9 protein-coding genes and 2 pseudogenes are annotated in these 14,593 nt (G+C 58.6%); 9 read left to right on the top strand and 2 right to left on the bottom strand.

All coding sequences use genetic code 11. The features are described 5' to 3' along the window. Together NW849_RS03450 and tnpA are read left to right on the top strand one after the other, a co-directional pair. A pseudogene (locus NW849_RS03450) lies at nt 1-408 on the top strand (IS5-like element ISSoc13 family transposase); the annotation flags it as partial. A 145-nt stretch (nt 409-553) separates the two neighbouring features. Further along, nucleotides 554-988 (top strand): annotated as a pseudogene (gene tnpA, locus NW849_RS03445) (IS200/IS605 family transposase). A gap of 60 nt (nt 989-1,048) precedes the next feature. Here tnpA and NW849_RS03440 read toward each other — a convergent pair. Beyond that, nucleotides 1,049-1,333: a YggT family protein gene (locus NW849_RS03440; RefSeq protein ID WP_414355918.1), complete on the bottom strand. Its 285-nt coding sequence runs from the start codon at nt 1,331-1,333 to the stop codon at nt 1,049-1,051. Between the two features lie 243 nt (nt 1,334-1,576). Here NW849_RS03440 and NW849_RS03435 point away from each other — a divergent pair, with 243 nt between their 5' ends. From NW849_RS03435 to NW849_RS03410, 6 genes are all read left to right on the top strand, one after another. Beyond that, nucleotides 1,577-2,719, top strand: a complete 1,143-nt coding sequence (locus tag NW849_RS03435) for a response regulator (protein WP_414355917.1) — start codon at nt 1,577-1,579, stop codon at nt 2,717-2,719. 188 nt (nt 2,720-2,907) lie between these two features. Continuing rightward, nucleotides 2,908-3,285 carry a response regulator gene (locus NW849_RS03430; protein ID WP_414328794.1) on the top strand — a complete coding sequence of 126 codons (378 nt, stop codon included), beginning with the start codon at nt 2,908-2,910 and terminating at the stop codon, nt 3,283-3,285. Next, nucleotides 3,282-3,647: a response regulator transcription factor gene (locus NW849_RS03425; protein ID WP_011433531.1), complete on the top strand. Its 366-nt coding sequence runs from the start codon at nt 3,282-3,284 to the stop codon at nt 3,645-3,647. The genes NW849_RS03430 and NW849_RS03425 overlap by 4 nt, the downstream gene beginning before the upstream one ends. A gap of 136 nt (nt 3,648-3,783) precedes the next feature. Further along, nucleotides 3,784-4,278, top strand: a complete 495-nt coding sequence (locus NW849_RS03420; protein ID WP_414355916.1) for a CheW domain-containing protein — start codon at nt 3,784-3,786, stop codon at nt 4,276-4,278. 302 nt (nt 4,279-4,580) lie between these two features. Then, nucleotides 4,581-7,094 carry a methyl-accepting chemotaxis protein gene (locus NW849_RS03415; protein ID WP_414355915.1) on the top strand — a complete coding sequence of 838 codons (2,514 nt, stop codon included), beginning with the start codon at nt 4,581-4,583 and terminating at the stop codon, nt 7,092-7,094. Between the two features lie 188 nt (nt 7,095-7,282). Then, entirely contained in the window at nt 7,283-12,535 is a 5,253-nt protein-coding gene (locus NW849_RS03410) for a response regulator (protein WP_414355914.1), read from the top strand. Nucleotides 12,536-12,576: 41 nt separating this feature from the next. Here NW849_RS03410 and upp read toward each other — a convergent pair whose 3' ends face one another. Next, nucleotides 12,577-13,212, bottom strand: coding sequence for a uracil phosphoribosyltransferase (gene upp / locus NW849_RS03405; protein WP_414355913.1), 636 nt, complete (start codon nt 13,210-13,212; stop codon nt 12,577-12,579). A 113-nt stretch (nt 13,213-13,325) separates the two neighbouring features. Here upp and NW849_RS03400 point away from each other — a divergent pair, with 113 nt between their 5' ends. Continuing rightward, nucleotides 13,326-14,432, top strand: a complete 1,107-nt coding sequence (locus tag NW849_RS03400) for a metallophosphoesterase family protein (RefSeq protein WP_414355912.1) — start codon at nt 13,326-13,328, stop codon at nt 14,430-14,432. The last annotated feature ends 161 nt before the right edge of the window (nt 14,433-14,593 follow it).

Here is a 14,593-nt window from a genome sequence, read left to right as displayed (position 1 = left end):
TTGGGGAGAAGCCGAGGCGGATACAGCACCAAGATTCATGTGAGTGTAGATGGGTTGGGAAATCCGCTGGAATTGAGAATAACTGGCGGAGAAAAGAGCGATATTACTCAAGGGGAAGAATTGATAGAGGGCTGGCAGAGAAAGGATACCAAAGTAATTGGGGATAAAGGATATGATGCGGATAAGTTGATTGAGAAGATAGGGGAAGCTCAAGCGGTTATTCCGCCTAAAAGGAATAGAAAGACGCAGCGGCATTATGACAAGCATCTGTATCAAGAGAGGCATTTAATCGAATGCTTTTTTCATAAGTTAAAGCAGTACCGGCATCTATGTTCTCGTTTTGACAAATTGGCCAGGAACTTCTTGAGTTTTCTCTATCTCGTCAGTGCTCTCTTTTGGCTCAAATGAAAGATCAACACAACCTAGGACTCCGTCCCGCTGGCGCGAATAGTCTCCACCTCCGTTTTAGAGTCGGGCGCTCGCCTTGGCGGCGCGGAGCGCTTTGCCCCATCCCGACTTGCTCGATATTTTCAGAAGCCACCTCATCCCGGTCATGGACTGCTCCACAACCATCGCAGACCACCACCCGAGTGGCAAAGACCGCAACAGCGTTTCCAGCTTGCAAGCGCACTTGGTGTTTGTCACCCAATACAAACGCAGGATACTAAGGTTTGGACTTAATTGCGGCAGCATTTAAGAGCGTTGCCCAATCGATGGATTTTGGGATTTTAGAGTTTAACGGTGGAGCAGACCATGTTCATCTTTTGATTTTCTACCCACCTAAGTGGTCTTTTTCCAGATGGTTAACGCCCTCAAGGGAGTCTCCAGCCGCAGGTACGGGCAGGCTAAGTTTCCCAAGCCCTACGGCAAAACCGCCTTGTGGAGTCCTAGCTACTTTGCATCAGGTGTGGGTGGTGCTCCCCTGCAAGTCTTAGTTGCCTACATTCAAAACCAAGAAGAGCCGCCCTGTCGCGTCAGCGGGCCCTAGGCCTTAAGGGCGGGGTTTTAGACCCAGTTTTCTGATAAAAGACTGTTAACACAAACGCTCTCAGTGCAGAGCCATCGTCAGCAGCCCCTGCTGCCCCAGCAACACCTCCCGCAACAGGGTAACCAGGCCCACCCAAACCACAGGGGCCATGTCCACACCTCCCAGCGGCGGGATCAGGCGGCGGGTCGGGCGTAACAGAAACTCCGTCAGGCCGACCACCAGCGAGTAGGGCAACCGGGAAGTATCCAGTTGTGGATACCACGACAGAAAGATGCGCAGCACAAACAAGATGGTGTAAAGCGCCAGCAGCGGGCCAAGCACCCAGGCAGTGAATATCGGCAGCATAGATTTTGCAGCAACCAGGCTTTAGGGAATACTCTGGATCCATTCTGCTCTGGCTGGGAGCAACCTGTCGGGATCCCGAAGATGCTCTGGGGAATGCAGACGCTCGGCCCGAGTCAACCCACAACTTTTTTGGACTTTAACTGCGTTCCCGAATATTCCCGAAAATAGCCTTGCCGCAGGGCGGCAACCGTGAAGACTAGCGTCATAATAGTCGTATCTTGCTGGACTTCGGGCAGGGATCCCATGCAGGGAAAACTACAAGAGATCGATATCCGCAGCATCCTTCAGCTCATCGAGCTGGGCCAGCGCACCGGTGAGCTTTTCGTAGAGGCCAGCCCCTCTGCCTACTGGTTTGTCTTTTTCCTGAATGGACGAATCATCTACGCCTCTGAAGCAGAAGGGAACATCGCCCGCCTCAAAGACTACTTGCGCCGGTTCAAGGTGGAAGCTGCCCTTGAGGAAATTCAAATTCCCCACAAAGCTGCAGTCAACGCTCCCGAATACAACCGCCTCTGGTCTTTGCTGGAAAGCCACAAGCTCAACCCCAACCAGGGCAAGCAAATCCTGCTGGGCATGGTGCGGGAAGTCCTCTTCGACCTGCTCAGCCTCCACCAGGGTTCCTTCATTTTTGAGGCCGGATCCCCCCTGGCCCCCCAATTGACCACCTTCCCCGTTACCCCCCTGCTCACCGAGATCGTAGCCCAAGTGCAGGAGTGGAAAAAGCTGCACCCCTACATCCAAGCTCCCAACCAAGCTCCCACCATCGTCAACCCCCTGCCGCTCCAGCAAAACCTGCCCGCCCCCGTCTTCAAAGCCCTGAGCGAGTGGTCAGACGGCAAAACCAGCATTCGCCAGATGGGTCGCTACCTGGGTCGAGACACCCTGGCGGTGGCCAAGGCCATCTATCCCTACGTCCGCCAAGGGGCCATTCAACTGTCCGAGCCCGTCTTGATCGCGGAGCCCAAGCCCAGCCGTCCCCTCAAACCCAGCGATAAGCCCAGCCACATCCTTTGCATCGACGACTCCATGGCCATCCAAAAAACCGTAGAGTTCATCCTGCAAAACGAGGGCTACCAGGTTACCACCATCGGCAATCCTCTCAAAGCGCTGGGACAGGTGTTTCTTCTCAACCCCGACATGATTCTCTGCGATGTGGCCATGCCCAAGTTGGATGGGTATGAGCTGTGCGCCATGTTGCGCAAATCCAGCCAGTTCCGCGAAACCCCCATGATCATGCTGACCGGCAAGGATGGTTTTACCGACCGGATTAAGGCCCGCATGGCCGGAGCGAACGAATTTTTGAGCAAACCCTTTGCGGAAAAGGAGTTGTTGACCATTGTCGAATCCTACGTGGGCCCTCCCCCCAAACGGGGCGGTGGCGAATAGGCGTTGGGGTAGCCAAAATGTTGGCACAGAAGACTATAGGCGAAGTACTGGACAGAAGAGTGGCCTCACCGAAACAATAGGGGTAGCATGGCCGGCCCGGAGCCAGGGAGCCAGGTGAGGTTACAAGAGCAAACCTCAGTCAAAGCAGCCCGACGGTTGCGCGGGAGTGCAAAAGGAGCAAGACGGCGATGAGCAAAGTGCTGGTGGTGGATGACAACCGTACCTACCTGGAGACCATTTCCAGCTTGCTTTCCGAGAACGGTTTGGAAGTCTCCACAGCAACAGACGGCGTAGAGGCAATGGAGTGCATTCGCCAGCAGAAGCCTGATGTGGTGGTGCTGGATATTGTCATGCCGCGCATGAACGGCTACGAGGTATGCCGGGAAGTGAAGGGGGATGAAAGTACCAAACACATTCGCATCGTCATGTGTTCCACCAAAGACCAGACCTTTGATATCGAGTGGGCCAGGCGCAACCAGGCGGATGCCTATGTAACCAAGCCCTTTAAGCCCCAAGAGCTCCTGGCGACCATCAAACATCAATTGCGGGAGATGAATCGGAAATGAGTCGCGTTTTGGTGGTGGAAGATAGCCAATCCCAGCGGGAGATGATCAGCAAGCTGCTGCAGGAAAACGGCTTCGAGGTGATGACTGTGGAAGACGGGGTGGAGGCCGTAGAGGCGGTGAAGCAAAACAAACCCGACCTGATCGTGCTGGACATCGTCATGCCGCGCATGAACGGCTATGAGGTGTGCCGTCTTCTCAAGGCCGACCCTCTCACCCAAAAAACGCCCATCGTCATGTGTTCTTCCAAGGGCGAAGAATTTGACCGCTACTGGGGGATCCGCCAGGGAGCGGATGCCTACATTGCCAAACCTTTCCAGCCCCAGGAGCTGGTGGGTACGATTAAACAATTGCTGAGAGGTTGAGAACCGCTTTTCTGCCTCGAGACTTCTGGGAAAGTTGGGGGGCTTTGTATTTTGGCAGGGGGCGTGGGCGGAGACGAACTCTCCACAAAGCTGTTACAGGCGGGGGCGCATCATGCTGGGGGATCTGGATTTATTGATGGGGGATGAAACCCAGGAACTGCGGGAGATGGAGGCTCCCGAAGGTGAGCTATTCCTAAAGTTCAAGATTGCCACCGGGGAGGAATTCGCGCTGCCAGCGGTATCGGTTGTGGAGGTGATGAGCATTGGCCCAGAGAAAATCACCCCCATGCCCAATGTCGCTCCGGTTTTGCTGGGCACGCTGAATTTGCGGGGCGAGATCGTCTGGGTTGCGGATCTGGGGCAGTTTTTGGGGATCAGCCCGCCCCTGAACATCGACCGAGCCGAGATTCCTGTGGTGGCCGTAATGGATCAACAGGATTTGCTGATGGGCTTGGCTGTGGATTTAATTGTAGGCATGGAGTGGCTGAAGACTGAATTGGTGCGGCCTGCCCTCACGGCTCCTGAGTCCATGGCTCCTTTTTTGCGAGGGGAATGGGTGGTGCCCGGAACGGGATCGCGCTTGCCATTGCTGGATCAGTCGGCCATCCTGCGATCCAATCGTTGGGGTTGACAAGCGGCCCCCTGTGAGTTCGGCGAGAGGAAAGTGTATAGTTCCTATCAAAGATCCAAGCTGACTCCATTCACAATGGGGAAAGCTGGACTGATGCTATCCCCTGCTGATGCGTAAGGGTGAGATTGCATAGTGGCCAAACCTTGAGAGGGCGGCAGAAAAGTGCATTCTTGACCGAATGGGGGCAGAAGGAGAGATAGCCTGCATCTATTATTCTAAGAGGTTCTGAGGTGTTGGGGGCGTTCCGTTTGCATCTGTGTTGAAGCGTGAACAGAGGTAGCCAAGCAGTGAAGGGAGGATCCATGGTTCCGAGCGCGAACAGTCAGAGAGACTACACCGATGCGGTGGCCGCCTTTTGGCAGGGAGACTACGTCCAGGCGGTGCGGTTGTTCAACCAAGTGGCTGCTGCTCAACCGCAAGATACTGCTGTCAAGCTGCTGCTGGCTTCAGCACAAAAACAAGCTGGGCAGTTGTTGGAAGCTCGCCAAACCTACAACACCATTTTACAGACGGCCAGCGATCCCGATGAGCTGGAGTCGGCCCGGAAGGGTCTAGAGGAGCTGTTGCAAATGGCGCCGGAGCTGGCGGACATTTCCGATTCCCCAAGAGCGGACGAGTTTCGCCCTCAAGATGAGTTTGCACCTGGGTCGGATGCCTTTTCGGAAGAGGCTTTCCCTGCTGCCGATCCCTTCTTGCAGTTCGAGGGGATGGGGGAAGAAGAGTCGGATCCCTTCGCTCAAGATCCGTTTCCGCTGGAGGCGGACAGCCTTAGCGGCGATGGCGAAGTCTTCATGGGAGAAGAGAGATTTGGGGATCCCTTTGAGACCGGCCTGCAAATGCCGGGAGCTGATCCATTGGGTTCATCTTACCAGATGCCAACCCATTCTCGGGTAACACCACCGGCCACCTCGCGACGGGTAGGCTCGGAAGAGGGCGGGCCTCAAACCGATCCGGTGGTCGAAGATGACTTTGCCTTTCTCAACGAGTTCAGTCGAGAGCATCTGGAAGCCCCAGAAGACAACTTCGACTCCATTACGCAGTTGGCCAGCGATGCCGATTTTCCCAATGAGATGGGCTTCTCCCTGCCTGGTTTTGAGGAAGAGGAAGGGGGATCCCTGGAAGAAAGCCTGCCGACCGAATTGGCTGCCCCCATGAGTGAGCCGATCCCTGCCCCCGATGAAGATACTGCCAGTCCCGGCTCTGCCCTCTTCGAGCTTGACGAGCTAGACAGCCTGGATCGCGAACTTGCCGGCATGGATGGCGGTGAGCCGGTGGGTGCCTTCCGCCCAGATGAGGGGGCGACCGGGGGGATGAGCCCAATGGCGGAGACCGGTAGCGGAGCGGCCCAAGTTCTGCAGCCTCAACGTCTGCCCACGGCCTCACTCCCCATCCCCAGTGCAGGCGAACAAGGGGCAAGAACCTCTGCCGGGATCGCCAACCGACCGATTGCGGATCGGCAATTGGCCATAGCGCTTATCCAAGGAGCGGTGAGCTTGGCTGCCGGCTTGGCGATTGGCCTTGGGATCCCGGCCAACGGGGGAGCTCGCTTGATTGCCGGGGTGATCGGAGGTGGGGTGATCGGCACAGGAGCAGGGGTTATCCTTGGAGCCGGCAGTGCCAAACAAGTTCGCTCCACCGCCCAAGAGCTGGCCAGTCATTTTGCCGCCTTGGCTCAGGGGAATTATTCAGTACGAGCCACAGTCAACACCCACGATGAGCTGGGGCGCTTGGCCGACAGCTTTAACCAGATGGCGGCTGCCATCGAAGCCAACTTCACCGAACTGAACCAGCGGGCTGCCGAGCAAGGGCAAGCTAAGGAAGACCTACAGCGCCAGGTGATTCGCCTGCTGGACGACGTGGAAGGAGCTGCCCGTGGAGACCTGACCGTGCGGGCAGAGGTGACTGCCGACGTGCTAGGGGCTGTGGCCGACTCCTTTAACCTGACCATTCGCAGTCTGCGAGACATTGTCAGCCAGGTGAAGCGGGCTGCTGCCGCCGTGAACGATGCCGCCTTGCAGAACGAGGACTTTGCCCGCAGCCTCTCTGCCGATGCTTTGCGCCAGGCGGAGGAGATCTCCAACTCCCTCAACTCCATTCAGGAGATGACGGACTCCATTCAACAGGTGGCCAGCAACGCCCGCGAAGCGGCCAACGTGACCGCCCAGGCCACAGAAGCAGCCTCTCGAGGCGGAGAAGCTGTGGATCGCACGGTGAGTGGCATCCTGGAGATCCGCGAAACCGTGGCAGAAACCACCCGCAAAGTGAAGCGATTGGCGGAATCCTCGCAGGAAATTTCCAAAATCGTGGCTTTGATCTCTCAAATTGCCTCGCGCACCAACCTGCTTGCCCTGAACGCCAGTATCGAGGCGGCCCGAGCCGGGGAATCGGGACGGGGTTTTGCCATTGTGGCCGACGAAGTGCGACAACTGGCCGACCGAGCCGCCAAAGCCTCGAAGGAGATCGAGCAGATTGTGTTGCAGATTCAATCGGAAACCAGCAACGTGATGACGGCCATGGAAGAGGGCACCCAACTGGTGATCGAGGGGACGCGGCGGGCAGAGCAGGCCAAGAACAGCCTGGACGAGATCATCGAGGTCAGTCGCCGGATCGACGAGCTGGTGCGGGCGATCTCTCAGGCCACTGTGCAACAGACGGAAACCTCTCGCTCTGTGGCGCAGGTGATGCAATCGGTGGAGTTGACCGCCAACGAGACTTCTAAAGAGGCGCAGAAGGTGGCAACTTCGCTACAACAGTTGGTGAGCATTGCCCGTGAGCTGCAAACTTCTGTCGGTCGGTTCCGGGTTGGGGATGAATGAGCAAATTTGCTGTTTTGAGGGCATTCTAGGGGCAAGGATCCCCATGAAGGAGAAGTCCCCGCTCTTCAATGGCAGTGGGATCCCCCTGTTGCAACTGTTGGCCGGACTTTTCGCCCAGGCGAGCCTCACCCTGTCCGGTCTGTTATTACTGAATGAAAACTTGTGGGCTATAGGAAGGGCCTCCTGCCATGAATGAAGAAGCACAGAAGCGGATCCTCAGTTATTTCATCGAAGAAGCCCGCGACCACTTGGCAACGATTGAACAAGTGCTCCTCAGCCTGCGGGACAGCATGAGCGATCCCGAGCTGATCAACGAGCTGTTCCGAGCTGCTCACTCCATCAAGGGGGGAGCTGCCATGCTGGGTCTCACCAGTATCCAACGGACGGCCCACCGCATGGAAGATTTTTTTAATATCTTTCGCTCTCGCCCAGGCGGAGTGCCCGTCGATCAGCACCTGGAAACCCTGCTGCTGCGGGCCTTTGATGGGCTTTCGATGTTGTTGGAGGAGCTGCAGAGCCCCCGCGGCCTCACCCAGGAAGTCAGCAACACCACCCTGGCGGAATTGGAGCCGGTTTTTCAAGAGACCGAAAGGCACATTCAAAATCTTCTCGGCGAGGGCCCTGTCTCAGCTCCCGTCTCGCCGCCGGCGGTTCGCACCCTGCAGCAGGACATGGCGGAGGTGGTGCCGCAGCAGTTGCGCCAGATGCTGGAGCTGTTTAAACAACGGGATCAGGCAGATGTCCGAGAGCGTTTGGTGGCGGCGAACGCCGTTCTCAAGGAGATCGGGCAAGTCCATCATCTGGCGGGCTGGCAACAGTTGACGGAAACCTTCGAGCAAGCCCTGGGCAACCCCGATGCCGACCTGCGAACTTTGGCTTTGGTTGCCTTGCGGGATTTGAAGCAAGGGCAGCAGCTTATCTTGGCCGGCAAGCCTGAGCAGGTTGCCCCTTCTTCAGAATTGCAACAATTGGCTCGCCCTGCCGCCCCTCCTGCCCCGCCGGATCCCCTTGAGGTGGTGGTGCATCAGCAGATCCCGGCCTTGTTGCGCCAGATGTTGGAACTCTTCAAACGTCCCGACGACCCAGCCACTCGACCGGCCCTGCAAGCGTTGGCGCAATCTTTGCAGGATTTGGGGCAATCCTCGGCTCTGGAACTGGGGGGCTGGACAGATTTGACCCGCTTGATCGGCGAGATTTTGGCGGATCCCGGCCAGGATTTGCGACAACTGGCCCTGCCGGTGCTGCGAGATCTGAAGCAAGCGCACCAAGCTCTGGCCGGCGGAGCGGCAAACACCATCCGACCCTCGGCTGAGTTGCTGGCTTTCCGCCCTGTTCCGGCAGCCCCTGAAGAGCCAGAAGTCCCTGAGCCCTTCGACCTTGGCCTTGCTTGGGGGTCTGAGGCAGAGCCGTCATTCCCAGAACCTGGGGGTGCCCCAGAGGATTGGGCTGCGGCTGCTGGGATCCCTGCGGAGGAAAGCGCTGCCCCCGATCTGAGCTGGGAAGCTGAGCCGGTGCCAGAGGCGGTAACCCTCGCCGAGATCTCTTTTGATGGAGATGAGCTCGGAGCCGACCGGTTGCCGGAGCAGGAGAGCACAGAGACAAGCTGGGATCTGGTGGCAGAGCAGACCTCATCCCTTGGGGAAGCGGGCACCAGCGGAGCGGAGCTCTATGCCACCCCCTTGGATCTGGAGGAAGAAGCCACCTCGGCCTTTGACGAGCTGTTCGCCAACGCAGAAGCGCTGTCTGATATTGAAGAGTTCCCAACAGAGCTGATCCCTCCTTCTCCTGAGCCCCTCTCCCAGACCTTTGAGGATCTGAGCCCAAGGTTGGACGAGGAGAGAGCCGAGGCAGATCTAGCGGAGCTGTTTGCCGAAGTGGTGAGTGAAGAGACAGAGGGGTTTGTCTCTGCTGAGCTCGCCTGGGATGCTGGACAGGAGCCGACTGACCGGAGCGCTGCTGCGGACATGAGCGAGGGATCCGGCTTTGTCCCAGACGCAGCCGCAAGTGCTGGGGTAGAGGCGCTATTCGAGATTGAGGAACTTCCCGTAGAGAGCGCCTCCCGGCAAGAAGGGTCTCAGCTTCCTGACGTTGAGGCCGTTCCCGCTGGTGAGCCGGAGGCCGATCTTTGGGCGGCTGAGCCGTCTCCACCCCTTCAAGAGACCCTTGAGGATGGGGAAATCGCAGCAGATCTTTGGGCTGAATTTCCCGCAGACATCCAGCCGGAGGATTTTTCCATCCCAGCAGATCATCTGGCAGAGTCGGGTTCCGACGAGGTGGGATCCCTGGGGTTTGCTGACCCTGCTGTCTTTGATGCTGCCGAAGACAGCCTGGAAAGCCTTTTTCCCACCCCTGCGGCAGAAGCCGATCCGGCTTGGTCGATGCCCGAAGTCGGTGAACCTTCCGTATTTTCTTTGGACATTGCCGAGGCTGAGCAGCTTGGGGATCTCGCTGTTGGCGAACCCTTCCCCACGTTGGACGAGCTTGCCTCTCTACCCGACATGGCCAACGAGCCGACGGAATCGGAAATTCCAGACTTCAGGGCTGAGCTGAGCCTTGGGGATCTCTTTGCCGGTGAGACCCTCGAGGAGGACTCCATCCCGCTAACCCAATCAGAAGCCGGGGACACAGCAGAAGCCCAAGAGTGGGCGCTTCTGGAGAATCTGTTCCCGGTGCAGGAGGAGTCTTTCGCGGAGCTGCAACCCACGGCTGAGGAGACAGCCACCCCTTCCCCGGAGATCTCCTTCGACCGCCTCGATGCTCTGTTTAGCCAGGAATCCGACGCAGAAGGACTGAGCCTGGCAGCCGGCGGATCCCTCTCGGCCATGGATGCCGATGGCGGTCGCGCTAGCGGAGCGGAGCTCTACGACCAGGTGGATCTGGATGAGTTGAGCCGGTTCTTGGCAGAAGGGGAAGCGCTCCAGGAAGAGACCCCCTTGGATTTTGCCACCTTCCTGGGCGACACAGAGGCTTTGCAAGCGAGCAGCCTGGCCGAAGCGCCCGTGTCCGAGCCAGAGCCGCTTGATGCTGCAGTGGAGGAGGACAGTGCCCCCCAACCTGCGGAGGACGACCTGGAAAGCCAGTTGGCCAGCCTGTTTGCAGAGGATGAATCCTTGGCTGTTCCTGTTGGCCAGGCTGAGACCCCAGAGGAAGAAGCGCTGGAAGCTGCTCCGGCTCCCCGTTTGGACGATTTGGCAGCTCTTTTCGATGCTGCTGAACCGGCGGCGGCTTTTGAGGAGACATTTGCTCCCACCCTAGAGCCTGCTGCTGCAGTGCCGGGCGAGGCTGGAAGCGATTTTGAAGCCCAACTGGAGTCTCTCCTGGGGGATCTCGATCGCGTCAGCGGTGCGGAGCCCTTTGTAGCTCCCAAAGCGCCTGCCGCTGCTCCTACACCTTCACCATCTGTTGCTGCTCCCGCTCCGGCGGTGACTGGGCCAACCTCACGGCGAGCTGCTGCCCTCAGCAACCCCGTGATGCGGGTGGAAGTACGTCACCTCGACTCCATCAACAACCTGGTGGGAGAGTTGGTGGTCATCCGCAACAGCATGGAGCAAAACCAAACCCGTCTGCGCCAGTTTCTGGATGGCCTACTGGGCCGTGTGCAACAGCTAGGGGATCTGGGCCAGCGCATGCGGGATCAGTATGACCGCTCTCTGTTGGAATCGGCTTTGTTCTCCAGCCGCAGCGGCTCAGCCTATGGCGGCACGGTGACGGTGGGCTTCGGTCGAAATGGCGAGGGATCCACCCGAGGCAGGCGCGGCCATTCCTCCGGCCAAGAGTTCGACAAGCTGGAGATGGACCAGTTTACGGCCTTCCACGCTCTGGCCCAGGAGATCATTGAGCTCATCGTGCGGGTGCGCGAGTCCTCCTCCGACATCGAGTTTGCCGTGGATGAGGCAGAGCAGATTACCCGCCAATTTCGCCAGGTGACCACCCAACTGCAAGAGGGCCTGAACCGGGCGCGCATGGTGCCCTTCTCGCAAGTTGCCGACCGCTTGCCCCGCGCCATTCGGGATCTCTCCATCAAAACGGGCAAGCAGGCCAGCCTGGTGGTGGAGGGACGCGACACCCTTATCGACAAGGCCATCCTGGAGGAGCTCTATGACCCGATGACCCATCTGGTGAACAACGCTCTGGTTCACGGGATCGAGCCCCCTGAGGAGCGTCGCCGGGCGGGCAAACCCCCTGAGGGCAAGATCGTCGTCAAAGCCTTCTATCAGGGCAACCAGACGATCATCATCGTCTCGGACGACGGCGCCGGGATCCCGGTGGAGAAAGTCAAGGCCAAAGCTCAAAGGTTGGGGCTGCTGGCGGAACAAGCCGACGAGGACGAAGTGTTCAACGTTCTCTTCCACCCCGGCTTCAGTGTTCGCGAGGCCAGCGAAGTGGACGATCTGGCCGGTCGGGGGGTTGGCTTGGATGTGGTGCGCCGCAACATCACCGATCTGCGCGGCAGTATCCAAGTGGATTCTGTGCGGGGCAAAGGAACCACCTTCACCATCCGTCTCCCCCTCACCCTGAGCATCTCCAAGGCCATGGTGTGTGTCAGCGACAAAGCCCTGATCGCCTTCCCCCTGGATGGCGTGGAGGAGATGCTGGATGTTCCTGCCGACGAAGTTCAGCCGGATGAGCAGGGGCGGCCCTCAATTCTCTGGCGGGATCAGCGCCTTCCCTTCCAGCCCCTCTCGAATCTGCTGGCCTACAGCCGCAGCCACAGCCGCAGCCGTTCTGAGGTGTACAGCATCACTCAGGATGAGGGCATCATTCCCATTGTCATCCTGCAAAGTGCCGGTCAGTATGTTGCTCTGCAGGTGGACAGCTTTGTGGAAGAGCAGGAAATCGTGATCAAGCAACTGCGCGGGCCTGTGCCCAAGCCGCCGGGCATTTCTGGGGCAACGGTGTTGGGGAACGGGCGGGTGCTGCCGATTGCCGACATCATCGAGCTGGTGGACATAGCCCACGGTCGCCGTCGGGATCTCAACCGCTTCTGGCTGGATCACCGGGATGAGGAGCCGACCCCGGAAGAGGTGCGTCAGACCACGGTGCTGATCGTGGACGACTCGATTACCGTTCGGGAGCTGCTCTCAATGTCTTTCCAGAAGGTGGGCTACCGGGTGGAACAGGCGCGGGATGGCCAGGATGCCTGGGAAAAGCTGCGCGGCGGCCTGCCCTGCGACCTTATCTTCTGCGACATTGAGATGCCGCGCATGGACGGCCTAGAGCTGCTCACCCGCCTGCGAGAAGACAGCAACTTCAAGCATCTTCCGGTTGCCATGCTCACCTCGCGGGGGGCAGAACGGCACCGGCAAACAGCACGGGAACTGGGAGCAACTGCCTACTTCACCAAGCCCTATCTGGAAGAAGAGCTGCTCAGCGCTGCTGCCCGCATGCTGCGAGGAGAACAGTTGTTGGCGCCTAACCCAACTTCCCAATCACAACAGTAGTGCAGTTCTGGACGGGGTGCTGTAGGCATGGCACTCTTGTATCAGCGGGTGCCGAACAGGCGATCCCCTGCATCTCCCAGGCCGGGGATGATGTACCCGTGCTCGTCTAGGCCATCGTCTACAGCAGCGGTATAAATCGGCACATCCGGGTTCTGTTTGTGGAAATATCGGATCCCTTCTGGGGCGGCCACCAGGCAAATGAAGCGGATCGACTTGGGTCGAGTTTGGCGTAGGCGTGCCACAGCCGCTGCTGCCGAATGGCCGGTGGCCAACATCGGATCCACCACCAGCACCTCACGATCCTCGATATCGGTGGGCACCTTGAAGTAGTACTCGATGGGGATCAGGGTATGGGGATCCCGATACAAGCCGATATGCCCCACCCGTGCTGATGGGATCAGCTCCAGCATGCCGTCGAGGAGCCCTTGGCCGGCCCGCAGGATCGAGACCAGCACCAGCTTTTTCTCTGCCGCCAACATCGGCGCCAACATTGGGGCCATCGGGGTTTGAATGGGCTGCAGCTTGAGGGGCAAATCGCGGGTCACCTCGTAGGCCATCAAGAGGCTGATCTCCCGCATCAGCGCCCGGAAGTCGGCGGTTGTGGTTTCAACACGGCGCATGAGGCTGAGCTTGTGCTGTACCAGAGGGTGATCGATGGTAATCACCTGGGCCGCCATGCTGTGCTCCTGAGATAAAGGGATCCCGTGATGGATGTCAGAATAGCAGAAGCGCTTGCCCCCCCGGTGGGCCGAAGGCTTTGTCTGCTTGCTGTTGTCAAGGGGAGTAATCAGTGCAGATCCGCTTTGCTGTGGTGAGCGATCCCCACGTCGCCCTCCCTTCCACCCTTTGGGATCACCCCAGCCGATTTCACCTGGTAGAGGTGAGCATCCCGGCTCTGGAACAGGTTTTGCAGCATCTGGTGCAGTTGCCTTTGGATTTTCTGCTGTTGCCGGGGGATCTGACCCAGCATGGGGAGCCGGAAAACCATGCGTGGCTGGCGGAGCGGCTGGCTCGGCTGCCCTTTCCGGCTTTTGTGGTGCCCGGCAACCACGATGTGCCCCAGCCCAAGGCCAACGGGCGCTCCATCGGTTTGGCTGATTTTCCCCGCTACTACCAAGCTTTTGGCTATGAGGACGGGCAGTCTTTGGATTACAGTCGGCTGTTGCGGCCAGGGATCCGTTTAATCGGCCTCAATTCCAACCATTTCGATGCTCAGGGTCAATTGGTGGGGTGTCTAACCCCGGAACAACTGGCCTGGCTGGAGAAGGAATTGGCGGCAGCCAAAGAAGAGCTGGTGCTGCTGATGGTGCATCACAACGTGGTCGAGCATCTGCGCGGGCAGTCTCTCCATCCCTGGGGGCGTCGCTACATGCTGGAGAATGCCTCTCAGTTGCGGCGGCTGCTGCAAGCTTATGGGGTGCAACTGGTGTTCACCGGACATCTGCACATCCAGCACATCGCCCGACGAGGGGGGGTTTACGACATTACCACCGGCTCTTTGGTCAGCTTTCCCCACCCCTACCGCCTTGTCGAGATCCGGTCGGATCGAGAGACCGGAATCCAAGTCCATATCCAGAGCTACCGGGTGGGATCCCTGCCCGATTGGCCCGATTTGCAAGCGTTCTCCCGGGAGTGGATGGCCCAGCGCAGCGAACCAGCGGTGGTTAAGTTTTTAACCTCCGCACCGCTGAATTTGCCTTTGGAACAGGCACAAGCCTTGGCCCCACAATTGCGCTACTTTTGGGCAGCGGTGGCTGCCGGGGATCCAGACCTCACTTTCCCAGACTTTCCCCAGCCAGCAGGCCGATTTCTGGAGCGTTTCAGCCGTTGTTTTCGCTGCCCGCCTGATAACCAGGCCCAGCTTCAGTTCGCTTCCAATTTCTTTTCCAATTTCTAGGGATCCCCCCGAAGGGGGAACTGCCCTTGCCGCTTTGAGCAGCGCCGGTGACCTTGTTTCCAATTTCTAGGGATCCCCCCGAAGGGGGAACAGAGATTAATCGTATGCTGTCTGAGATGCAGTGGGAAGGTTTCCAATTTCTAGGGATCCCCCCGAAGGGG

The sequence above is a fragment of the Synechococcus sp. R55.3 genome, assembly GCF_047461975.1.
In the GTDB taxonomy this organism is placed as follows: Bacteria; Cyanobacteriota; Cyanobacteriia; order Thermostichales; family Thermostichaceae; genus Thermostichus.
Note: the sequence above shows the minus strand (reverse complement) of the source record. Positions and strands in the feature narration are given on the sequence as shown.